Here is a 21,457-nt window from a genome sequence, read left to right on the forward strand (position 1 = left end):
TCCCCGCAGGTCTAAAACTTAATGTTCTTCGTGCGTTTCGATGGTCTGTGAAATGTACACCATCATTAGAATGACGAAAACGAAAGCTTGAATCCCGCCGATAAAGATACTGAAACCTTGCCACACTGCAAGTAGCGGTATTGCGAAAATAGCGCCCAGCACTTTAAAGCTGGTCAGTTTGAGGATGGTTGCAATCAGCACCTCACCCGCAAAAATATTCGCGAACAAACGCATGCCGTGCGTGAGCAACTTGGACGCGGTCTCGATAATATTAATCGGAAGGAACAACGCGTACGGTTGCACATAGTGCTTCAGATAACCTCTAGTGTTCTTGAACAGTCCAAGTCCATGTGCTACGAGGAAGGCTACAAGAGCTAGTCCCATCGTTACGGACAAGTCAGCTGTTGGTGATTTGAACCAAGCCAGCTCGATATGTGGATGCGCTTCTGGGTCCTTCGCGTGAGCCTTTTCATAAGCCTCAACCGCTGTAACGATTGGTTTCCCGAAAACGGTAGCTGCATTAACATCCTTAACATCGGTAACTGCCTGGAATGGAAGCCCAAGCATATTTCCTACGAAGATGAACAAAATCATCGTAAGTGCGAGAGAAATAAAGTGTTTGCCTTTCTTCATGTCCATCGTACTGGATATCAGATTACGAACGAACTCAACAGCCCACTCCATAAAGTTTTGCAGCTTTCCCGGATTATCCACCGACAGGTTCCGTGTAGCGATGATGGCAAATATGAAGACAATGGCGCTGGTTACAATCAACATCAATAGTACGGACAAGTCCAGATGAAATCCACCAAGCATAATCACTGGAGCTTCATGCATATTTTTTTCTCACCCCTTTCTCTACCTGAAAGTTGCCACACTCAAAATCACTCTGCTTTGCGGGACATGATGATCCCTATAATTAATAGGGAAAATTGCGCAATGGCCAGACCGCCTGCAACCGCATATGTATTGAAGTACTGCGGAAAGCGCATCGATATGTAAATACCAAGCACTGCGAGCGCCGCTCTTGTCAAAAATCCCAGGTTCACACGCTTCAGATTACCTTCTGCCGCATCATCGGACATCTTCCTCACCTTGTAGCCCAGGTAAAATGCATTAATCAAACTGATGCTAACACCCAGGGCCAGTCCCAAAGCAATCGTTTCCAAACGAGGTGCAAATGCAGCCGTCAGAAAACAAATCATGAGAATGTACATGACGGAAACGGTCATCCATCTGCGATATCTGGCTAGTTCACTCATCACTTTCCCCCATGAATTTTTTAGCAATAAAGTAAATGCTTACCCCGCCTGCCGCAAGAAAAAAGAGAACGCTTACGGCGATCCATATTCCGTTGCCTCCAATGGTCCTGTCCAACCACGAGCCAGCGTAATACCCGGCAACAGCGAGCAAGGCAATCTCGATCCCAAAAGCTGTCACGAGCCCCATTGCTTTCCAGACCTTATCATCATGGTTACGGGATGAATTTGGTTTGTTCGAATCGGCCATTTTCCACGCCACCCTTGCAATCCCAGTTAATTTTACTGAATGATGAGAGCCTTTGTCAATTGATTGATTTTAGCGTTTTAAAGGGAGAAACGACGGGTCTACAGCTTAAGAAAGCCCATAAACCCGCGTAAACCGTACAGTTTAACTGTATGCTATCCCCTCTATAAATCCAACAGAAAATGTGAATTATTTTTTGAACTTTCTGTGAAATGATTCCGGACGCTCACTTTTTACGCCAAAATGGTGCAAAATCGCATTGACAATTCTTTCCGAAGCATGTCCATCACCGTATGGATTAGCAGCTTGGCTCATGCTTGCATACAGTGCTTCATCCGTAAGCAGAGCCTTGGTCCGTTCATATACACGTTCCTCTTCTGTCCCTACCAATTCCAGCGTACCTGCTTCGATGCCTTCCGGGCGCTCTGTAGTATCGCGCAATACAAGAACAGGCACACCAAACGAAGGCGCTTCTTCCTGCAAACCGCCTGAATCAGTCAGGATCAAGTGAGTGTGCGGGTAAAAGTTATGCAAATCCACTACGTCTAGCGGATCAATTAACTGAATACGGGGATGATTCCCCAAAATCGCGTGAGCCGGCTCCTTCACAGCAGGACTAGGGTGCACCGGGTACACGATGGCAATATCTTCAAATTCGTCAGCAATACGTTTGACGGCCTGGAAAATGTTGCGGTGAGGCTCGCCTTGAGATTCGCGGCGATGAGCAGTCATCAGCACCAGGCGTTTGCCTTGGGCCCAATCAAGTACCGGGTGTTTGTAATCCTCCCGTACTGTATATTGAAACACATCTGTTACCGTGTTGCCTGTGACGTAGGTACTAGACTCCGGTTTATTTTCCTTGGCAAGATTGGAAGAAGACCAGTCCGTTGGCGCAAAATGCAGATCGGCCAAAACACCCGTCAACTGGCGGTTCATCTCTTCCGGGTAAGGTGACAGCTTATTCCACGTCCGCAGACCGGCTTCCACGTGTCCGACCTGAATCTGTTGCAGGAAGGCTGCATAGCTGGCTACAAATGTAGTCAACGTATCACCGTGAACGAGCACGATATCAGGTTTAGCTTCACGCAAAACCGGCTCCAGACCGCCAAGAACACGAATGGTGATTTCGTTCAGGGTCTGACGATCTTTCATGACATCCAGATCATAATCGGGATGAATGTCGAAAACTTCAAGAACCTGATCCAGCATCTGGCGATGTTGCGCAGTTACGCAAACAATCGACTCAATAGACTCAGGATGTTTTTGCAATTCCAGAATCAGCGGAGCCATCTTGATCGCTTCTGGACGCACCCCGAAAATAGTCATCACTTTAATTTTTTTGGACATTTGAGCAAAGCTCCTTTTCTAATCCGCATGAAAATATGCTTATTTCGTTCCGTACAAACGGTCTCCCGCATCGCCAAGTCCTGGCACGATATATCCGTGATCATCCAGACGGTCGTCAAGCGCAGCTACATAGATGTCTACATCTGGATGTGCATCTTGTACTGCTTTTACGCCCTCTGGCGCTGCGACCAGGTTCATCATTTTGATCTGAGTGCATCCGCGCTTTTTGAGCACGTCAATCGCTGCGATTGCCGATCCGCCTGTTGCAAGCATCGGGTCAATCACAATAAGTTGACGTTCAGTCACATCTGTAGGCAGCTTGGTGTAGTATTCAACCGGTTGCAGTGTTTCCGGGTCACGGAACAAACCAACATGTCCTACTTTTGCCGCTGGCAACAACTTCACAACGCCATCCAGCATCCCTAGTCCCGCACGCAGAATCGGTACCAGTCCAAGCATACGTCCAGAAATTACTTTTCCTTGTGTCGCAGCTACAGGCGTTTGTACATCAATGGATTCCAGCTCAACATCTCTTGTAATCTCGTAAGCCATTAATGTTGCTACTTCATCAACCAATTCACGAAAATCTTTCGTATTCGTACGCATGTCGCGTATAAACGTCAGTTTGTGTTGAATCAGGGGGTGATCACATATTACTAATTTTCCCATTAAATTGTCCCTCCGGTAAGTTCTTCATGAGTTAAGCATTTCCAAATATACCTAGCCGTCATTCACAGGCTCGATAAATCCTGTATATTATATCATCACCCACACTGAATTACACCATCAAAGGGCACCTAATCATTACAGAAAAGCAAATCCTACAAAAACAGGACCGGAAAATGATTCATCCAGTCCTGTTTGCTCGTGCTGTTATGTCACTTGAATGCTCTCAATACCTGTGAACACTAAAGATGCTCCGCAAACCGAATGACCTTTCGATCGCTGTTATCCCCAGAATTCTCTGATCCATTAATTAGTTGGTGGAATTCCGGTGATAAAGGCGAGCGCTTCGCTTCTTCAGGTTCTTTCGGTTTGCTCCGTCTGCGTGTTCACATCCTGAACATCTCAAATACAAACAGCACGAGCAATATTTATAAGTAATATTAGTATTTAAGGTCAGTGTACAGCGGGTATTGATCCGTCAGTGCAGTCACTTCTGCGCGTGCCTGATCAAGTGTCGCTGTATCTTTTGGATTTTTAAGAGTTTTCGCAATGATCTTACCGATCGCTACCATTGCTTTCTCGTCCATACCACGGGAAGTCGCAGCAGGTGTACCAATACGGATACCGCTTGTAATGAACGGGCTTGTTGGATCGAATGGAATCGCGTTTTTGTTCACTGTAATACCGATGGAATCAAGCACATGTTCCGCTTCTTTACCCGTGATGTTTACGCTACGAGTATCAATCAGCATCAAGTGATTGTCTGTACCGCCGGATACAATGTTCAATCCTTCAGCGATCAATGTTTCAGCCAGCACCTGTGCGTTTTTCACCACGTTCTGAGCATACGTTTTGAACGAAGGTTGCAATGCTTCACCGAACGCTACAGCTTTTGAAGCGATCACGTGCATCAAAGGTCCACCTTGGGAACCTGGGAATACCGCTTTATCAATGGCAGCTGCCCAGGACTTGCGGCACAGGATCATACCGCCACGTGGTCCGCGCAATGTTTTGTGTGTTGTTGTTGTAACGAAGTGTGCATGTGGCACCGGGTTAGGATGCAGTCCAGCTGCAACAAGTCCTGCGATGTGTGCCATATCAACCATGAACAGCGCGCCAACATCATTGGCGATGGAAGCCAGCTTCTCAAAATCAATCGTACGTGGGTATGCACTTGCACCTGCTACGATCAGACGAGGACGATGTTTGAATGCTGCTTTGCGAACTTCATCATAATCAATGAGGAATGTATCTTCTTGAACACCATACGCAACGAAGTTGTAAAGCAAACCAGAAGCATTAACCGGGCTACCATGGGTCAAGTGACCGCCATGTGCCAGGTTCATACCCAGAACGGTATCACCAGGCTTCAATGCTGCCAGATATACAGCCATGTTCGCTTGTGCACCGGAGTGCGGTTGCACGTTCGCATGTTCTGCACCAAACAGTTCTTTCGCACGATCACGCGCGATATCTTCAACGATATCGACATGCTCACAGCCACCATAGTAACGTTTGCCTGGATAACCTTCAGCGTACTTATTCGTCAGAACGGAGCCGAGTGCTTCAATTACCGCTTCACTTACGATGTTCTCGGATGCGATCAGCTCGATGTTGTTCTGTTGACGTTTCAGTTCAAGATTCATCGCTTCCAATACTGCAGGGTCATTTTTACGCAATTGTTCCATGATTAAATTCCTCCTAAATTATAATGAAGTTATAAAGCGAGCCTTCAGGTTACACTCCTGACTTCGATTGCATCACCATCTTACGATCACTGTTATCCCCAAATTTCTTTGAACCCCTTTGATAAAGGGGAAATTCGGTGATAAACGTGAACGCTTCGCTTCTCCAAATTGGTGTTGCACTCTCCGTTTACGTGTAAACATCATTTCGCTTTATACGTTAGTCACAAAAGGTTGAATCGGGCTCTTCTTCCATTCGATAAACCGCACGTTCGCCGCCAATCAGCTTCGGACGTGTAAGTGCTGCTGTGACACGAGCCTCTCCAATGTAACGAAGCGATGTACGAAAAGGAACCGCAACATGGCGAAGATGCATGCCAATCATAGTCTCTCCGATATCCATACCGGCATGGGCTTGAACATGCTCAGCCAGACATGGATCGGACAGTGAACGATAGGCGGTAGATGCCATGGAACCACCAGCCTTCGGCACAGGTACAGCGCCAACCTCTGTCAGTCCGAGCCGCTCAAGCAACCTACGTTCCATCACAAGCGCTCGATTCAGGTGCTCACAGCACTGGAATACAGTGTCGAAACCAAACTCTGTCTGCACCTCGCGAATACCTGCAAGCAACTGATCTGCCACGTCGACGGCACCACTTGTTCCGATGCGCTGACCTGCAACTTCACTTGTACTCGTGCCGATAACAACAACATGGCCAGAGCCAAGTTTACCGGCTGTCGCCAGTTCGCGCAGGATTGATGCTGTCTGTTGTTGCAATCCGGGTTGTTCCGAATCCAGTTCAATAGTCATCCTATCGCCTCCCGATAAAATCATGCCCGCTATCTTGTGATCATTTTGCTCAACGCATACGTTGCATGGCATTTCAGGTACTATTATAGCGAAAAATCAGATGAAAGACGAAAAAAAGAGCAGTCTGCGGGTATCGCAGAATTGCTCTTTTGCCCAGGCGACCGGCCGTTTGTTCCGGTGCTCCATTGTGGTTGTGCCCACTTCGTCGCCAGTTACACCGGATCCCTGTTTTCCCCTTCATCATAAATCAACCCCACTTTAAAATCAACGGTTAATTTACATTCCATGTTCTGTTTCTGTATCTTGTCTCTGTACAGCTGAATTATTCAAGCTTATCCAGAAGCTTGGATAACGCTGTACGAATCTCTGCTGCCGCAATATTGTAATCGTCCCGGCTACCACCAAACGGATCGGAGATATCAAAACTCGGAATACGCTGCCGAATTTCGATTGCACGCTCCCTCTCTGAGGCCAGAATTTCCTGGCCCAGGGCCCGTTTCATCTCCAGTGTAGCAAACAGGCTGTCCAATTCCTCCAGATCTTGAAGCACTTGTGTATCATTCTCGGCATATTCCTTCAGCGTGTAGGTCTTCTGAATGGAATTCGGGAACACCTGCATCACATGTTGCTTATGACTCCGGGTTAACGTCAGAATCAGATCTGCCCATTCGACCAACGCTTCACTAAGCTGTGTAGACTGAGATGGGCCCTCTGCCTGATGATCCTTCAAAACTGCTTCGGCATGACGTGATATCGGCATACCTGACGATGCAGCCACACCTGCTGAACGAACATGTACCTCGATACCGCGCTCGGCTGCAAGTTTCCGCAGAAGCCCTTCTGCCATGGGGCTGCGGCACGTGTTTCCTGTACATACAAACAAAATATGTTTCATTGTGATAGCCTCCCCATATAATCAAGATGTGAACTACCTATCTTATCGTTCAACCGCTTTATTTTTTAAAATATAAACAAAAGTCCAAAGGCAAGCAAGATCGCCCCGCCTACAGCTTCACCGTAATCGCCCAAATTCTGACTTACCCTACGTCCCAGAAGCAGCCCCATGATCGACATCAAACCACCGCAGAAACCAAAGGCCAAGATCGTCAGGACAAGATCACTGCTGAACATACCGAGCGATACCCCGACAGAGAATGAATCTACGCTGACACTAAGCGAAAACAAAAGAATACCCAGCAAAGATCGATGATCGACCAGCTTGGTTTCCCCTTCACGAAATGCATTTAAAATCATGTGAGCACCTAACAGTACCAGCAGGCCGCCTGCTGCATAATTCGTAATATTGCCCAGCAAAGAACTGACATACTTACCCATATACATGCCAGCAAGCGGCATGATGACATGAAACAGTGCCGTAACGGTACTAATTTTCAGTACATCACGTAGCCGTATACCCTTCATGCCAATGCCGATGCCCAGCGAGAATGCATCAAGCCCCAGCGCAACCGCCATAATCAGAATGGTTACCAACTGCCCTACATGGGCAGACACATCCCACATCCTCATACCCCCAAGTCACATAAGGTTCTTGTACACGATATGCGGACAAGAACTCAAACATGACGGTTACAGGGAAACGGAGCTAGGAAGTATGGATACAGCTTTCGGAGAAAAAAACAGATCAAGGGCGCCCTTGCTAATATGAAAATAGTAGATTGGGACGTTAAACGTGACGACTGCATGCAAGCGAGATGAATGCTTGCAAAAGTTGAGGCTCGCTCCTGATCCTGTGGGCAGGAGCGTTTAGGTAGGCGGCTCAGCCAACTTGAATAAGTTGGTTGCCTGCCGCCTTGAGCAGCCGGTTCATGACGGCTGCTCCCAGCCCTTCGCGCGAGCAGGCTTCCGCCACAATATATGTGGCGCCCTGCTCATCGCAGCTGCGCAGCGCGGCGTATAGCCTGCGCGCAGCTTCTTGTAGCTCGCTGGCGTTACCCAGCGAGAATACGGCATCGGCGCGGTACTGCTCCGCGTGCTCGGCGAACGCCAGCACCGCGGTACGCTCTCCGCGCTGCGCCGCCTCCGCCAGGGCGGCGCGGGTCCAGGCCGCCACCGCTGCGGGCGGCCCCTCTACCACGCACAGCGCCCCTGCGGGTGCGTAATGCGTGTACTTCATGCCCGGCGAGCGCGGCGCCGGGCTGTTGCTGTCGCCACCGGACCCTTCGGCGAGAAGCGCCGGGTCCGTGGCGACACGGGCGGCTACGGCGGACAGCTGTTCCGCCGTGATGCCGCCAGGGCGCAGGATGGTGACGGTACCGTCGTCACCGGCCTGCACCACGGTGGACTCGACGCCCACCCCCGTGGGGCCGCCGTCCACAATGCCGCCGATGCGGCCATCCAGATCCTCCCGCACATGTGCGGCGAGGGTTGGGCTAGGCCGCCCGGAGCGGTTCGCACTTGGCGCAGCCACGGGGCATGCCGCCGCCGCAATGAGTGGCAGCGCCACCGGGTGGTCCGGCATGCGCACGGCCACCGTGTCCAGCCCGGCAGTGACCCGCGGGGACACCGCCCCTGGCCTAACCGGCAGCACCAGCGTCAGCGGGCCTGGCCAGAAGGCCGCCATCAGCGCTTCCGCTGTTGCATTCACCTCAGTGACCAGTTCATGCAGCTGGTCACGGTGCGCGATATGCACAATCAGCGGATTGTCGGATGGCCGCCCTTTGGCGGCAAATACTGCCTCCACTGCTTCCGTGCTGCGAGCGTCTGCGCCGAGGCCGTAGACCGTCTCGGTCGGGAAGGCAACCGTCTCCCCTTGACGAAGGCAGGCCGCGGCAGCCTGCAAGTCAGCGAGCGCCGCTTCGCGGGCGGCGTTTCCCTTTTTCACATCCGATACTGGGGAAATCTCTTGAACGTGCACATTTATGTTCTCGCCCTCACTCTGCTCATGCACCAGTGCTCTGACATCCCAAAAGGCTGTATTGTGTTCCACCTCGGCTCTCTCTACCGCCGCATGATCATGCTTGTCCTCTAATGAGGGTTGTTGTACCTTTTCGTGCTCTCTGTTCATATATATCATCATCCCTAAACTTCAAGTAGGTTCAATTTCAGTACATATAAGTATACCATATCTATAACGTTACAGGTTCGATCCAACCATAGGGTACTTCTCCCGCATATCCTGTTCATGTAGAAAAGGAAGCTCCCTGCACATTTGCAACGAAACTTCCATCCCTTAGTTTTTTATTCTATATTGCACTGCATTTTAATATGTCTTATATTCGTTGTTAGGCGAATAAAGTTACTACCCAATCCCATATTTTCACAGCCACATCCCACAGGAAGAATCTCGCTTCAGGCGTTTCACCTTGCACAGTTGCTTTCACCTCTACAGCATCCCCAGCTGAGGCAGAGACTGTCGTTGTCGTTGGTTTAGCCAGCGCGTCCCCTGTACTTGCATCGATGAAACAGAGTGGCGGGAACAGTACACACCACCAGTTCTGCCCTTTGCCTTCGCCCAGCGTAATCCGTACCGCTTCATACTCGCCAGCAGGGTATACCGTACCCCCATACAGCTTTGTTGGAAAAGGAACCGTGCCAAGCTCCACCTGATAATCATAAGTTAGACCACGTTTCATTAGCTCTTCTCCTACCCGATTCTCAATCTCGGACAGATGTTCACGAATGACATACCGAGCCTGCTCCAGACTTTGCGGATTTTCCAGCGCCCCAACCCATTCGCCCATCTGTGCAACGACCGCATCCCGAATCTCGCGTTTCACGAGCTGATCTCCCGCCGCATCGGAATTCGCTAGAATCCGCAAACGGATCGATTGCTCCGGAATAGTAGTAGCAGCAACAGCCGCATCGGTTTTCTGACCTTCCCACATCATAATGATCATCATAAGACATACAAGGATAAGTCCAATTTGTTTACCAATTCGTCTGTTCATCCCGTTCTCCCCCTCGGTTCCGATATCCAGCTGCAACTCTCTCATGTCTATCAGTATGCCCGGTAGAGGAAGAAGTAAACCTAGTACAAACCAGAAATCTATTAAAGTTTTTCATAGAAACGGATGAATTGGCTTTATAGATCGGGAAAGAAACACAGACATACTCATTATGCCGGTTGCGAAAAGAGATTCCTTACTAAAAGGAGATGATTTCAGCACTCATTTATTCTACGAAATGCCCCTAAACCATCTCTTCTCGGGCATATAAAAAAAGCTTAGTGACCACTAAGCTTTTTTTCGAAGACAGTAATGGATTAGATGCTACTTTAATCTGAATAATCCCTCCAACTCGTGAAAAACACAACTACATCGCGCTATTCTCTTTTTTCTTTTTCATCAGACTCCGAATCCGCTGCATCCACGATGGTGATTGCTCCTCTGGAAACCATTCATCCTCGTCTTCATCACCATACAACTTAATGCTCATCACCAGCCCAATACAGGCCATGTTAATCAGCAGAGACGTACCGCCATAACTAATAAACGGCAAGGTAATGCCTGTCAGTGGCATGAGGCCAAGGAATGCACCTACATTTTCAAACACCTGATAGAGTAACATCCCGATAATACCCACAATGATAATGGGTCCGGCCCGTTCTTTGCACTCCAGTGCGATTAACACCATCCGGTGGATAAGGATAAAATATAACAGGATTAAGAGCGAAGCTCCGACAAAACCAAATTCCTCCGCGACCACCACAAAGATGGAATCCGAATACGTATACGGCACACGTCCGCTTTGAACCGAAGTTCCTTCCAAAAAACCCTTGCCCATAATCCCGCCCGATCCGATGGCAAGTCCTGCATTTTTTGTATGCCACATCGCTTTGGCTGTGGCTTTCTCGGGTACAAGCCACGGATCGATCCGTTCAGCCCAGTGCTCCCGTTTGATCTTTTCCAAAAAGGCGAATATTTCATCATGGTAGAAGGTATACGATTTGATGAAACCAATAAAGAAAGCACCCACAATCGCCAGCCCGATTAACGCATGTTTCAGCTTTATATTGCCGATCCATAAAATAGCAACCAGAATGACCACATAACCGAGAGCGTTACCCAGGTCATTCTGAGCCATAACCAGTGCGAAGGGAATAAATGTCCAGAGCCCAATCGGTACGACATCTCTCCAGAACCCGAGCTCCCCACGTTTACGCTTCACAATTAAATGGGCAAGAAATAGAACAAGGATCATTTTGAACAATTCCGCAGGTTGAAACGAAATGCTTTCCGTGATTTTCAGCCAGCCATTCGCGTTATTCAACGTACTTCCAAGCACATTGGCCAGGATCAAGAAAATAATGCCTATACCATATAGAAGAAAAGCGTATTTTACGTACAACTTGTAATTAAACAAACCAATCCCGATGACTGCAATGAACCCAACCACGTAGAAATAGATCGTTTTCACATGATGATTCGCGAGTTTGGGATCAAAGCGTGTTCCACTATAAATCGCAAGTATACTAATCGCCATTAACAACAACAGAACAAAAAGAATGACGCCATCCAGCTTCTTTACCGTTTTCCACATGATGTTTGAATATCCCCCTAGTTCACACATCGCACTTTACCAATAATGATCAATATTACCATTGTACCTAATTGGATGGGAGAATGGAAATCCGGTTGATTTTAAAGCAAAAAACCTTGAAAGTCCGTTCCCCAGCGAATGCCGGGAAGAACGATTCCAAGGTTGATCTGACTTCTTTTTCAATATTGCTGTAAACATTCATGTTCACTGTTCCGGTTGCTCCTGTTGCACAGGTTTGCGTCTGAACAGCTTCAAGATCAGTTCCGTAATACTCGGTTGCTCCGCTGCTCCCAGGATATCTTCATTCTCTTCGGTGTGTACCTTGATACTCATGGCAATCCCCATACTGATCATGTTAATGAGCAGTGATGTTCCTCCATAACTAATGAATGGCAAGGTGATACCTGTCAGTGGCATGAGTCCTATAAACGGTCCGATATTGACAAAGACCTGATACAGAATCATCGCAATAATACCTACAATCAAATAAGCACCTACGCGATCCTTACATTCCAAAGCGATTAAGACTAGCCTATGAATCAGGATGAAATACAATAAAAGAAGTACCGATGCGCCAACAAAGCCAAACTCTTCACCAATCTGTACAAAAATCGAGTCTGCATAGGCCAGAGGTACCCGATTGGATTGAATGGTGGTACCTTCCATGTAACCCTTACCCGTAACCCCACCAGAACCAATGGCAAGTTTGGCATTGTACGTCTGCCACAATACGTCTCTGGATGTCAGTTCAGGTACAAGCCATGGGTCAAACCGTTCTGCCCAGTGTGCACGTTTAATATCTTTGAGGAAACTTGTAATTTCATCATGATAATGAATGTATGCTTGTATGCCAGCAACGATAGCACTTACCGCCAGTACAAAACCAATCAATGCATGTGAAAATTTGATATTGCCGATCCATAATAAACCGATCCAGATAAAAATATAACTGAGTACCGCACCCAGGTCATTTTGCAACAACACAAGCAGCAAGGGCGGCAGCACACACAAACTGATCGGAATGACATCTCGCCCAAAAAACAAAGGCCTGTTCTTCTTCCTGGCGAGCAGTGTCGATAACATGACAATCAGACATAGCTTGAACAACTCCGAAGGCTGAAGACTGATTCCGCCAATCGAAAGCCAACCTTGGGCTCCGTAATACTCATTACCAATGAACAAAACCAGAACTAACAGTAACAAACCCAGCCCATAGATATATAAATAATTTTTGACGATAAATTTATAGTTGATCATGGACATTCCGAAAAAAACAACAAAACCCAAAACATAAAATACAATCATATTTTTGGAGAATCCCTCAACCTTTGGACGACCAAACGTAGTACTGTAAATGGCCATTATACTAATGACCATCAGGATCACCAAAATAAAAACGATGGAGTAGTCGATCTTTTTGAATTTGTGCAGCATGTCTTTATGTTCCTCCAAGCATTCAGAAAATCTTCGGCATACCCCATTGTAGAGGATTTCGCGGCAAAAAGAAAACTTACGTGCCTTACATTTTTGTCACCTGTTCCGAAGGTCGAACACCCAGGACATGCCGCTCAATTCCGGCAAGGTCGGGAACGATGATAATCTCTGGCCAGTGCCCCGCCGATTCCAGCAAAGCCGCCACGTCGTGAGCCTGGCCCATGCCCAGCTCAAAACCGACAATCTGCGGCGGCGCAGGCAGCAGATTCAACTGCTCTACCATGATGCGGTACGGGGCGAGCCCGTCCGGACCGCCATCCAGAGCGAGGCGCGGCTCATGATCGCGCACCTCCTGCTGTAACCCGGCGATATCTCCCGCCGGGATGTAGGGCGGGTTGGACACCAGGATGTCCAACCGCTCCCCAGCGAACGGTGCAAGCAGATCGCCTTCACGGAAGTCGATCTGTACGCCGTTCGCGGCCGCGTTGCGCGCGGCCACGTGCAGGGCATCCGCCGAGAGATCCCCGGCGGACACCTGCCACTGCGGGCGAAGCGAAGCCATCGTGACCGCGATGGCGCCGCTGCCCGTGCCAATGTCGACGGCGCGCACGGCACCGCCGGCGCTGGCAAACACGCGGTCTGCTGCGCGTAGCACAGCTTCGACCAGCAACTCGGTCTCCGGCCGCGGAATCAGCACGGCCGGCGTGACCTCGAACGGCAGCCCGTAGAATTCCTGGCTGCCGATAATGTACTGCGCCGGCTCACCCGCAGCCTTGCGCGTGACGGCGTCTTCCCAGCGGTTACGCAGCCCGCTGGGGAACGGCTCCGGCTGCATCATGTAATACTGGGCGCCATAGACGCCCAGTACATGCTCCAGCAGCAGCCGTGCATTATTGTGCGGCTCGTACACGCCGCACTTCTCCAAAAAAGAGGAAGCCTCTACGAAGGCTTCCCGGCAACTCTGCTCCGGCGTCATTACAAACGTTCCGCCCGTCACAGATTATTCTCCTCTATCCATCATCTCGGTCTGCTGAGCAATCGTCAGTGCAGACAAGATATCTTCAATCTCACCGTTCATGATTTGATCCAGCTTGTGCATCGTCAGACCGATGCGGTGATCGGTTACACGGCTTTGCGGGAAGTTGTACGTACGAATCCGCTCACTGCGGTCACCCGTTCCCACTTTGCTTTTACGCTCTACGGAGATTTTCGCTTCTTCTTCCATCCGTTTCATATCAAAGATACGTGTACGCAGAACTTGCAACGCTTTTTCTTTGTTGGAGTTCTGGGATTTACCATCCTGACACGTTGCTACGATACCTGTTGGCACGTGAGTTACCCGTACTGCCGATTTCGTTGTGTTAACCGATTGTCCACCGGCACCACTGGAACAGAACGTATCCACACGAATGTCTTTATCATGAATTTCGATATCAAAATCTTCCGCTTCAGGCATTACCGCAACGGTCGAAGTCGATGTATGAATCCGTCCACCGGATTCCGTTGTCGGGATACGTTGTACACGGTGTGCACCGCTCTCGTATTTCATTTTGCTGTACGCGCCGCGTCCGTTGATCATGAATACAACCTCTTTGAATCCACCGAGATCGTTCGTGTTCACATCCATCAGCTCGACTTTCCAGCCTTGTGCATCTGCATAACGGGTATACATCCGGTACAAATCCGCCGCAAACAATGCCGCTTCATCTCCACCAGCCGCGCCGCGAATTTCCACAATAACGTTTTTGTCGTCATTCGGATCTTTGGGTAGCATGAGTACACGAATCAGATCATCCAGTTCTTTCTGGCGAGCGGACAGTTCTTCAATCTCCATTTTGACCATCTCGCGCATCTCGTCATCCAGCTTCTCGCCTTGCATTTCCTTCGCAGCTTCCAGATCCTCGCTTACCTGTTTGTACTCATTGTACGCATCGTATGTCGGCTGAAGATCGGATTGCTCCTTCGAATATTCACGCAGCTTTTTGTTATCACTAGCTACATCCGGGTCACACAAAAGCTCGCTCAGCTTGTCATAACGATCGGCCAATGCCTGCAATTTATCCAACATGTATAGTCACCTCACGTTTTATTTTGTCTTTGCACATGCCGTATTTCATAACGAAACAACATGCACACCTGCTGTATATATCTATCATTCAAAATTCCACAAACCACAGGATTCTTCTGAATCCCCTGACCGCAGCATCTCATTCGAATTCTGTGTTATATGATCGACGTATAACCTCGCTACAACGTCATCAAATCCTTTACTTTTAAAGTGATATAAAGAAATCGCCTACCGCCAAAAGCCCTTGTCTCATCTCATCGATTAAAACAAAGATTTTATCATGGGTATACGACTCTTAATTATAGCATATGCTTATGCCTCTGGCTAGAGCAATTCGTCCTCCAACTGCTCCAGCACAACACTCCACCATGTTTCTTCATCAAGCAAACTTACAGGGTCTTTCTCTGTATAAAATAAACGGAGTTGCTTCACTGCTTCATCTTTTCCGGACTGCTCTTTTTGCGTTAAACGAGGTTTAATCTCTCCGCGTCGAAATGCTTCCAGCTTCGCTTCCGCTTGTTCCAGTGTCATGACCGTGGGCTCATAGGCTTTGGAGTGCTCCTCTACGATTGCCGTGTACCTGCTCAGAAACGCCAGAAACAGGTGGAGACTGCTGTTCATTACAGCATACTCTCCACTCTGCACATCGACTCTATACAGTATGCCCGTTCCAGCTTCCACCCCAAGAATGGCCGTCTGCTCATCCCATTCATAACCGATGGGTAACAGCGTTTTGAGATCATCCGATGTCCTCATTAACTCCATATCCGGCAATGGGTTGAACCTAATACCAAGTACATCTTCACCGTCCAACGTAAGCTGTGGCAAGCCAGAATGAAGCAGTAACTCCTGTGTTTCTTCGGTTAAATTCGCTTTTTCTACAAGCAGAGGATCGTATCGAACACACCGGGACGTTATATCCACTCTTGCCACCTCCTCCAAAGGTCCTTCTTTCTTTTATTATATCCATCATGGGTAAACAATCCAGTGAAAACGGAATCAACCTTGCATATACTGACCGTTGTTTCGGAGTAAAATGCAAACAAAAACAGCACCATTCTCTGAGAAACCAGAGAGGTGCTGTTCTTTATTTTAACCGGTAAGCCTCAGAAGACTGACCCGCCTTTAATCCTATTTTTTAAAAATTACACGTTGAAACGGAAATGCATAACGTCGCCGTCATTTACCACGTACTCTTTACCTTCCAGACGCAGTTGACCGCGCTCTTTGGCACCGTTCATGGAACCTGCAGCAACCAGATCGTCATAAGAAACAACCTCTGCACGGATGAATCCGCGTTCGAAGTCGGTGTGAATGACACCCGCTGCGCCAGGCGCTTTTGTTCCTTTACGGATGGTCCATGCACGAACCTCTTGTACACCCGCTGTAAAGTACGTATACAATCCGAGCAATTTATAAGCCGCTTTGATAAGCAAGTTCAGACCGGAATCCTCGATCCCGAGCTCTTCCAGGAACATTTGTTTATCTTCGCCTTCCAATTCGGAGATTTCTTCCTCCACTTTTGCACTGATCGGCACCACTTCAGCATTTTCAGCAGCTGCGAACTCACGTACCTTTTGCACATATGCATTGTTCGCTACATCACCGATTTCGTCTTCAGCCACATTGGCCGCATACAGAACAGGTTTCAGCGTAAGCAAGTGCAAGTCACGTACAATCAGACGCTCTTCGTCTGTCAGCTCCATGCTACGTGCAGGCTTGTCTTCATAAAGAACCGCTTTGACTTTCTCCAATACTTCCACTTCTTGAGCAGCCGTTTTGTTGCCACCCTTCATGTTTTTCTTGGAACGGTCGATTTTTTTCTCAACACTCTCGATGTCCGCCAGGATCAACTCCAGGTTAATCGTCTGAATGTCACTTACAGGATCAATCTTGCCATCGACGTGAGTGATGTTCTCGTCTACGAAACAACGAACAACGTGCACAATCGCATCCACTTCACGGATGTGGGCAAGGAACTTGTTACCCAGGCCTTCACCTTTGGAAGCTCCGCGCACCAGACCAGCAATATCAACAAACTCAAATGCGGTAGGCACTGTTTTTTTCGGTACAACGAGTTCTGTCAATTTGTCCAAACGCTCGTCCGGTACTTCAACGATCCCCACGTTCGGGTCAATCGTACAAAACGGATAGTTTGCAGACTCGGCACCTGCTTGTGTAATTGCATTAAACAATGTAGATTTACCAACGTTCGGCAAACCAACGATTCCTGCTTTCAAAGCCATGTATATGACAACTCCTCATTCATTACTTGTTCGGTATGGATAATCCTATCCATTATATATGACAAACCCCAAGGCATCAAGGAACTTCGCCGATTCACCCGCAGCCATCTCCATCTTCAAATCCCTGGTTCCTGCTAGCCTTTGATTTCCTTGTACATCGTCAAGTCCGTCACTTCATAGCCCATCTTGCGATACAGGCTGCTTGCCCGCTCATTATGTCCAAACACATGCAGCCCGATGCGATCCACCCCAAGACTTCGCGCGGTCTTTTCGAGTGCATCCATCGTTTCTGTGCCGTATCCTTTGCCGCGATATGCTTCTTCCACCACGATATCCAGCAGAAAAGCTTCTTTCCCCCGGCGATTCTCCGTAATATTAAACCAGAGGTATCCGACAATGCCGTCCACCGGATGCATCAGATTAAACACATATGCCCCTGGCGTCTCTAAACCTTCCGGCAGATAACGCTCATACGATTCCTCCGCCCGTTGTAGCGCTTCTTCTGGCGCCCACGTTCCTGCTTCTACTTTTTCCTGTGCAAAATCTTCAATTGAACGTCTGCGAAAACTCGAAAATTGTTCCGTATTCATGGGAGACAGTTCCATGTTATTCCCTCCTGATCTAGTTGTGATCACTTGAGTGTGATTGTTACGATGGCCTACGTATGAACTTTATGTACAGTCTAGTACACTTACAAATCAGCACCTCTTCAAGTACCTCATTACATGAACCACATTAAATGAACCTTATTCCAAGCGCTTCAACTTCTTATGTTGAGCACTCATCCTAATCGACTTTACACGTTTCCAAGCATTTATCTTATTGCTCTGCTCGTTCTCCTTCATATTGTACCTTATTGTTTGAACTTACACTGTAAAATAATGCTCCTGCACCAACTTTTGCATGCATCCCTGCGTTTATATCTTTAATACGAGACACCCGTATACAACAATCGAATAGAAAGGAAGGTTTAACCATGCACACCAAACCACATCGTCCCTTTTCCAAACTAAAACTAATGATTGCCCTTGGCCTGTTCCTTGCACTGGGTACCATTGTAGTGATGAGCTTTCTAAATGCCATCGATCCGTTCCGCAAACTCAGAATTACGATTGATAATCAGTCAGACTATGACATTACTCAGATTAAGACAGGCATAACCCATTTGAATCAACCCGTTCTCGATGCGAGCACAGCAGATAAAACAGAAGATTCCGATCTGCTCTATACCTTTAGCGAAGAAATCGTTAGCAAGGAAAAAATAAAGTATACTCCAAAATTGCATTTTTTAGGCGAAAGTTCCGTCTACGTCATATTTAAGGACAGTCGCGGCAAAACCTATACAAAAACAGCCTGTGGATATACAGAATCTGTGTCAGGAACTTCCCTCATCACGATAACTAATGAGAATATAACTGTGAAGGAAAATTGTACTTAAATTGAATGTTTCTCATTCTACACATCTACCTATGTTAAAATAGAAGGGCGAGCGACCGGCCAAAGTTTCTCGCCCAGAGGTCGATGGATTACTCCATCGGCTTTATCCTTTTAACATGATTGTACATATCTTCGATCCGCAGTTTGAGTTCGTTCCGCTCCATAACACCCCTCCCTGCTGTATCATTGTAGGACATCCTGCTAATTAACATAAATTCAAATAAAATCCAACAGTGAAAACGACAAAAAAACACCCTTTTCTGAAACACCTTTGGACAATCGATAAAGATTGTTTAAAAGTGTTTCAGAACGGAGGATGCATCGGGATTTAGTGATTCTAATCTCTTTCCCGCCAATTGGCATAACCTTTTGTTGCCTTGGAGTCAAATACAACTTCTATTAAATAACATACAATAAATAGAAATAAAGAACTATATTAACAGTATGATAGACTGTAAATCCTAGTATTATTAAGTCATTTATGAGATTGACTGCACAGTTATAATTTAAAGGCCCACTCTGTTTGATATCCATATGAGATGGAAAAAAATCTAACTTATTAACATAGAGTGTAATAAAGTCAGAATTCTTAACCCTTACTACACTATAAGTTATTTAAACGATCCGTTCCTACGCTTAGTTAGGTTTTTAACCTTTAGTATATATATGTGTGTGAGGCAAACTAGCTTCTATTAAAATCCTTGCTATATTCAATATTCTTAGGTCTCTTAGTATTATTCAGATAGGTATAACCCATATTATCAGCCACAGTACCTACATAAGTATTTCCAATGTACTCTCTATAGTAATCATATCTTACTACTGTGATGTTATATAGATCGTAATCAATAGCTGCATAATAATCACGCGTATTAAAACCTGATGATTCTGGTGGCCCCTGATAAGTAGTTGATGTTGTATATGTTTTCGATATTGTTCCCGTTGCACTGAGCTCTAAAGAGCCTCTAACTAATTTTAATATCGCAGTGTTAAAACTACCTGTCACCTGTAAGCTACCCGTAACTGTTGTTGCCTTAGAAACTGTTTCCGTCTTACCTTTTGCTACACTTACTAAATGAACCTGATTAGTTAAAGGCCCTACACTGTAACCAGCTATTTTCATGTTACCAATTGCATAGCCCGTCTTTTCATAGACTCTTCGATCTCCAGCTAAAGGACCGACGGCATCTTTTTGTTTTGCAACTTGAGAGTTTGCATTTTTCAGAACTAACACTGGATCCACAAACTCAACTGTATAGTTCGGGTTAATCTCGTAAGAATCAGAACTGTAACTTGAAATTTCCTCCTGAATCTCATTTTCTGAAGCTAAACTTTGAGGAAGAGAATTTTCATTCACACCAACATTTGTAAACTCTTCTGCATGTACAGCAGTAACCGGAAGACTTGTGGCCGTTATAGCAATACTTAATGCCAATAAGGATGTAAGAATCTTATTACTTTTTTTCATTTTTAAACCTCCAATGTAATTATGTTGAAATTATTCAAATATATTATACTTTATATCCCGACTAAATTCTACTAAAATCTTCTATATATTATCCATAATTATGTAGTATAATGTTAAAAAATGAAAAAAGGAGGTACAGTTTTGAATAAAAATTTATCAACAATTATACTAACCATTCCTTTGTGTATTACTTTAATTATCTGCACGCTCATTTATGTTAACTATGGTGGAAATTCTTATTCAACTACCACTAATCCATCAAGATCTAATAGCTCTGAAAATCAGGTAATGAACACAAACGAAGCTGCAAGCTATCTTGGAATCTCAGTTAGCTCTTTAGAAAAAATAATTAAGGAAGATGATGAACGCAGAGCTTCAAATGATTATGCTAACGCTTATGAGCTTATACCATATGTAACTTTAGACGAAAACTTAGTTTTCTCTCGTTCAAACCTGGATCAATGGATTAATTATAATTCCTTAAATAAGACTTCTAAGAAGTAAACAAAAGATTTCGGATAAAGCTACTACATGAGACATACTCGGATGAGGTCATGTTTCTCTTTCTACACATCTACCTATGTTAAAATAGAAGGGCGAGCGACCGGCCAAAGTTTCTCGCCCAGAGGTCGATGGATTACTCCATCGGCTTTATCCTTTTAACCTGATTGTACATATTAATAAGTTCATCCAGCACCATAGATTGGTGGATCACCTGAGGGTGAAGAAGCTCGCCGTACTCCGTTTTTATCTGATGGAGTCTCTCCCTCGCTTCTTCGATCCGCAGTTTGAGTTCGTCCCGCTCCATAACACCCCTCCCTGCTGTACCATTGTAGGACATCCTGCTAATTAACATAAATTCAAATAAACTCCAACAGGGAATATTTTACTTTTGAAATAATATGAAGTTCCAAACTACAGATGGAACACAAAAAACCCCCTTCGAAGTAGAAAAGCTACTTTCTACTCAGGGAGTTACTCAGAAGATTTATTATTCAAGATACTTGCAAGCTAACCTCCAAGACCATGACAATTGGTTGTCATTCGGGTATCTGGTTGATTTTCAGTACCTTCTTTTACTGGAGTTGGAACTGCTAGTATAATGAGAAACATCTAACATCATTTTCGAAATCATCATTAGGAAAATGTCTAACTTCCCATCCCGTGACCATTCGTTGTTATAATTACAGGAGGTTGTTTCTCAATAGGAACAACTGGAGTAATAGGAGTGACTCCTCCTAAGGTGATACTACATAAAACAATAATCGCTACCAGCTTTGTTTTCAT

Annotated in this window: 23 protein-coding genes and 1 riboswitch; of the genes, 2 read left to right on the plus strand and 21 right to left on the minus strand. The window is 46.5% G+C overall.

Going from position 1 to position 21,457, the window contains the following annotated elements; all coding sequences use genetic code 11:
• Positions 1-18: 18 nt before the first annotated feature.
• The 18 genes from atpB to H7T88_RS26515 all read right to left on the minus strand — a co-directional run bounded on the left by atpB (position 19) and on the right by H7T88_RS26515 (position 17,870).
• Positions 19-837, minus strand: a complete 819-nt coding sequence (gene atpB, locus H7T88_RS26430) for a F0F1 ATP synthase subunit A (protein ID WP_090922864.1) — start codon at positions 835-837, stop codon at positions 19-21.
• 47 nt (positions 838-884) lie between these two features.
• Complete coding sequence (locus tag H7T88_RS26435) at positions 885-1,262, minus strand: ATP synthase subunit I (protein WP_090922862.1); 378 nt, start codon at positions 1,260-1,262, stop codon at positions 885-887.
• The gene (locus H7T88_RS26440; RefSeq protein ID WP_090922860.1) at positions 1,255-1,509 is read right to left on the minus strand and encodes an AtpZ/AtpI family protein; all 255 of its coding nucleotides are present in this window, start codon (positions 1,507-1,509) and stop codon (positions 1,255-1,257) included. Before H7T88_RS26440 ends, H7T88_RS26435 begins: the two co-directional genes overlap by 8 nt.
• A 186-nt stretch (positions 1,510-1,695) precedes the next feature.
• Positions 1,696-2,853, minus strand: coding sequence for a non-hydrolyzing UDP-N-acetylglucosamine 2-epimerase (gene wecB, locus H7T88_RS26445; protein ID WP_221791292.1), 1,158 nt, complete (start codon positions 2,851-2,853; stop codon positions 1,696-1,698).
• Positions 2,854-2,892: 39 nt separating this feature from the next.
• The gene (gene upp / locus H7T88_RS26450) at positions 2,893-3,522 is read right to left on the minus strand and encodes a uracil phosphoribosyltransferase (RefSeq protein ID WP_090922856.1); all 630 of its coding nucleotides are present in this window, start codon (positions 3,520-3,522) and stop codon (positions 2,893-2,895) included.
• A gap of 437 nt (positions 3,523-3,959) precedes the next feature.
• Entirely contained in the window at positions 3,960-5,207 is a 1,248-nt protein-coding gene (glyA, locus tag H7T88_RS26455; protein ID WP_167375780.1) for a serine hydroxymethyltransferase, read from the minus strand.
• A gap of 217 nt (positions 5,208-5,424) precedes the next feature.
• Entirely contained in the window at positions 5,425-6,018 is a 594-nt protein-coding gene (locus tag H7T88_RS26460) for a TIGR01440 family protein (RefSeq protein WP_154891321.1), read from the minus strand.
• Positions 6,019-6,162: 144 nt separating this feature from the next.
• Positions 6,163-6,244, minus strand: a riboswitch (ZMP/ZTP riboswitch).
• A 96-nt stretch (positions 6,245-6,340) separates the two neighbouring features.
• Positions 6,341-6,913 (minus strand): low molecular weight protein arginine phosphatase, encoded by a 573-nt coding sequence (locus H7T88_RS26465; RefSeq protein WP_090922833.1) that lies wholly within the window; start codon positions 6,911-6,913, stop codon positions 6,341-6,343.
• A 65-nt stretch (positions 6,914-6,978) separates the two neighbouring features.
• Positions 6,979-7,539: a manganese efflux pump MntP gene (locus H7T88_RS26470; protein ID WP_090922831.1), complete on the minus strand. Its 561-nt coding sequence runs from the start codon at positions 7,537-7,539 to the stop codon at positions 6,979-6,981.
• 256 nt (positions 7,540-7,795) lie between these two features.
• Positions 7,796-9,055 carry an L-threonylcarbamoyladenylate synthase gene (locus H7T88_RS26475; RefSeq protein WP_260511161.1) on the minus strand — a complete coding sequence of 420 codons (1,260 nt, stop codon included), beginning with the start codon at positions 9,053-9,055 and terminating at the stop codon, positions 7,796-7,798.
• Positions 9,056-9,260: 205 nt separating this feature from the next.
• The gene (gene spoIIR, locus H7T88_RS26480; protein WP_221791295.1) at positions 9,261-9,926 is read right to left on the minus strand and encodes a stage II sporulation protein R; all 666 of its coding nucleotides are present in this window, start codon (positions 9,924-9,926) and stop codon (positions 9,261-9,263) included.
• Positions 9,927-10,290: 364 nt separating this feature from the next.
• Positions 10,291-11,517 (minus strand): FtsW/RodA/SpoVE family cell cycle protein, encoded by a 1,227-nt coding sequence (locus tag H7T88_RS26485; RefSeq protein WP_154891324.1) that lies wholly within the window; start codon positions 11,515-11,517, stop codon positions 10,291-10,293.
• Between the two features lie 204 nt (positions 11,518-11,721).
• Complete coding sequence (locus H7T88_RS26490) at positions 11,722-12,951, minus strand: FtsW/RodA/SpoVE family cell cycle protein (protein ID WP_221791297.1); 1,230 nt, start codon at positions 12,949-12,951, stop codon at positions 11,722-11,724.
• Positions 12,952-13,036: 85 nt separating this feature from the next.
• Positions 13,037-13,927 (minus strand): peptide chain release factor N(5)-glutamine methyltransferase, encoded by an 891-nt coding sequence (gene prmC / locus H7T88_RS26495; RefSeq protein ID WP_221791332.1) that lies wholly within the window; start codon positions 13,925-13,927, stop codon positions 13,037-13,039.
• 24 nt (positions 13,928-13,951) lie between these two features.
• Positions 13,952-15,019: a peptide chain release factor 1 gene (gene prfA / locus H7T88_RS26500; RefSeq protein ID WP_123065296.1), complete on the minus strand. Its 1,068-nt coding sequence runs from the start codon at positions 15,017-15,019 to the stop codon at positions 13,952-13,954.
• A 324-nt stretch (positions 15,020-15,343) separates the two neighbouring features.
• A complete protein-coding gene (locus H7T88_RS26505) occupies positions 15,344-15,943 on the minus strand; it encodes an SUKH-4 family immunity protein (protein ID WP_221791299.1) in 600 nt (199 codons plus the stop codon).
• A gap of 221 nt (positions 15,944-16,164) precedes the next feature.
• A complete protein-coding gene (gene ychF / locus H7T88_RS26510; protein ID WP_123065294.1) occupies positions 16,165-17,265 on the minus strand; it encodes a redox-regulated ATPase YchF in 1,101 nt (366 codons plus the stop codon).
• 134 nt (positions 17,266-17,399) lie between these two features.
• Positions 17,400-17,870: a GNAT family N-acetyltransferase gene (locus H7T88_RS26515; RefSeq protein ID WP_221791300.1), complete on the minus strand. Its 471-nt coding sequence runs from the start codon at positions 17,868-17,870 to the stop codon at positions 17,400-17,402.
• A gap of 371 nt (positions 17,871-18,241) precedes the next feature.
• Here H7T88_RS26515 and H7T88_RS26520 point away from each other — a divergent pair, with 371 nt between their 5' ends.
• Positions 18,242-18,703 carry a hypothetical protein gene (locus tag H7T88_RS26520; RefSeq protein WP_221791302.1) on the plus strand — a complete coding sequence of 154 codons (462 nt, stop codon included), beginning with the start codon at positions 18,242-18,244 and terminating at the stop codon, positions 18,701-18,703.
• 681 nt (positions 18,704-19,384) lie between these two features.
• Here H7T88_RS26520 and H7T88_RS26525 read toward each other — a convergent pair.
• Positions 19,385-20,170: a hypothetical protein gene (locus H7T88_RS26525; protein ID WP_221791304.1), complete on the minus strand. Its 786-nt coding sequence runs from the start codon at positions 20,168-20,170 to the stop codon at positions 19,385-19,387.
• Between the two features lie 141 nt (positions 20,171-20,311).
• Here H7T88_RS26525 and H7T88_RS26530 point away from each other — a divergent pair, with 141 nt between their 5' ends.
• On the plus strand, positions 20,312-20,674 hold the full coding sequence (locus tag H7T88_RS26530; RefSeq protein ID WP_221791306.1) for a helix-turn-helix domain-containing protein: 363 nt from the start codon (positions 20,312-20,314) through the stop codon (positions 20,672-20,674).
• 133 nt (positions 20,675-20,807) lie between these two features.
• Here the strand turns inward: H7T88_RS26530 and H7T88_RS26535 are convergent, their stop codons facing one another.
• Positions 20,808-20,978, minus strand: a complete 171-nt coding sequence (locus H7T88_RS26535) for an aspartyl-phosphate phosphatase Spo0E family protein (RefSeq protein WP_221791308.1) — start codon at positions 20,976-20,978, stop codon at positions 20,808-20,810.
• A gap of 341 nt (positions 20,979-21,319) precedes the next feature.
• Positions 21,320-21,457 (minus strand): hypothetical protein, encoded by a 138-nt coding sequence (locus H7T88_RS26540; RefSeq protein ID WP_221791311.1) that lies wholly within the window; start codon positions 21,455-21,457, stop codon positions 21,320-21,322.

Source organism: Paenibacillus cucumis (ex Kampfer et al. 2016) (assembly GCF_019748695.1).
Classification (GTDB): Bacteria; Bacillota; Bacilli; order Paenibacillales; family Paenibacillaceae; genus Paenibacillus; species Paenibacillus polysaccharolyticus.

Coding starts and splice junctions, on each gene's coding strand:
- atpB (WP_090922864.1), bottom strand. CDS start 837: ATGCATGAAGCTCCAGTGATTATGCTTGGTGGATTTCATCTGGACTTG.
- H7T88_RS26435 (WP_090922862.1), bottom strand. CDS start 1,262: ATGAGTGAACTAGCCAGATATCGCAGATGGATGACCGTTTCCGTCATG.
- H7T88_RS26440 (WP_090922860.1), bottom strand. CDS start 1,509: ATGGCCGATTCGAACAAACCAAATTCATCCCGTAACCATGATGATAAG.
- wecB (WP_221791292.1), bottom strand. CDS start 2,853: ATGTCCAAAAAAATTAAAGTGATGACTATTTTCGGGGTGCGTCCAGAA.
- upp (WP_090922856.1), bottom strand. CDS start 3,522: ATGGGAAAATTAGTAATATGTGATCACCCCCTGATTCAACACAAACTG.
- glyA (WP_167375780.1), bottom strand. CDS start 5,207: ATGGAACAATTGCGTAAAAATGACCCTGCAGTATTGGAAGCGATGAAT.
- H7T88_RS26460 (WP_154891321.1), bottom strand. CDS start 6,018: ATGACTATTGAACTGGATTCGGAACAACCCGGATTGCAACAACAGACA.
- H7T88_RS26465 (WP_090922833.1), bottom strand. CDS start 6,913: ATGAAACATATTTTGTTTGTATGTACAGGAAACACGTGCCGCAGCCCC.
- H7T88_RS26470 (WP_090922831.1), bottom strand. CDS start 7,539: ATGTGGGATGTGTCTGCCCATGTAGGGCAGTTGGTAACCATTCTGATT.
- H7T88_RS26475 (WP_260511161.1), bottom strand. CDS start 9,055: ATGATGATATATATGAACAGAGAGCACGAAAAGGTACAACAACCCTCA.
- spoIIR (WP_221791295.1), bottom strand. CDS start 9,926: ATGAACAGACGAATTGGTAAACAAATTGGACTTATCCTTGTATGTCTT.
- H7T88_RS26485 (WP_154891324.1), bottom strand. CDS start 11,517: ATGTGGAAAACGGTAAAGAAGCTGGATGGCGTCATTCTTTTTGTTCTG.
- H7T88_RS26490 (WP_221791297.1), bottom strand. CDS start 12,951: ATGCTGCACAAATTCAAAAAGATCGACTACTCCATCGTTTTTATTTTG.
- prmC (WP_221791332.1), bottom strand. CDS start 13,927: ATGACGCCGGAGCAGAGTTGCCGGGAAGCCTTCGTAGAGGCTTCCTCT.
- prfA (WP_123065296.1), bottom strand. CDS start 15,019: ATGTTGGATAAATTGCAGGCATTGGCCGATCGTTATGACAAGCTGAGC.
- ychF (WP_123065294.1), bottom strand. CDS start 17,265: ATGGCTTTGAAAGCAGGAATCGTTGGTTTGCCGAACGTTGGTAAATCT.
- H7T88_RS26515 (WP_221791300.1), bottom strand. CDS start 17,870: ATGGAACTGTCTCCCATGAATACGGAACAATTTTCGAGTTTTCGCAGA.
- H7T88_RS26520 (WP_221791302.1), top strand. CDS start 18,242: ATGCACACCAAACCACATCGTCCCTTTTCCAAACTAAAACTAATGATT.
- H7T88_RS26525 (WP_221791304.1), bottom strand. CDS start 20,170: ATGAAAAAAAGTAATAAGATTCTTACATCCTTATTGGCATTAAGTATT.
- H7T88_RS26535 (WP_221791308.1), bottom strand. CDS start 20,978: ATGGAGCGGGACGAACTCAAACTGCGGATCGAAGAAGCGAGGGAGAGA.
- H7T88_RS26540 (WP_221791311.1), bottom strand. CDS start 21,457: ATGAAAACAAAGCTGGTAGCGATTATTGTTTTATGTAGTATCACCTTA.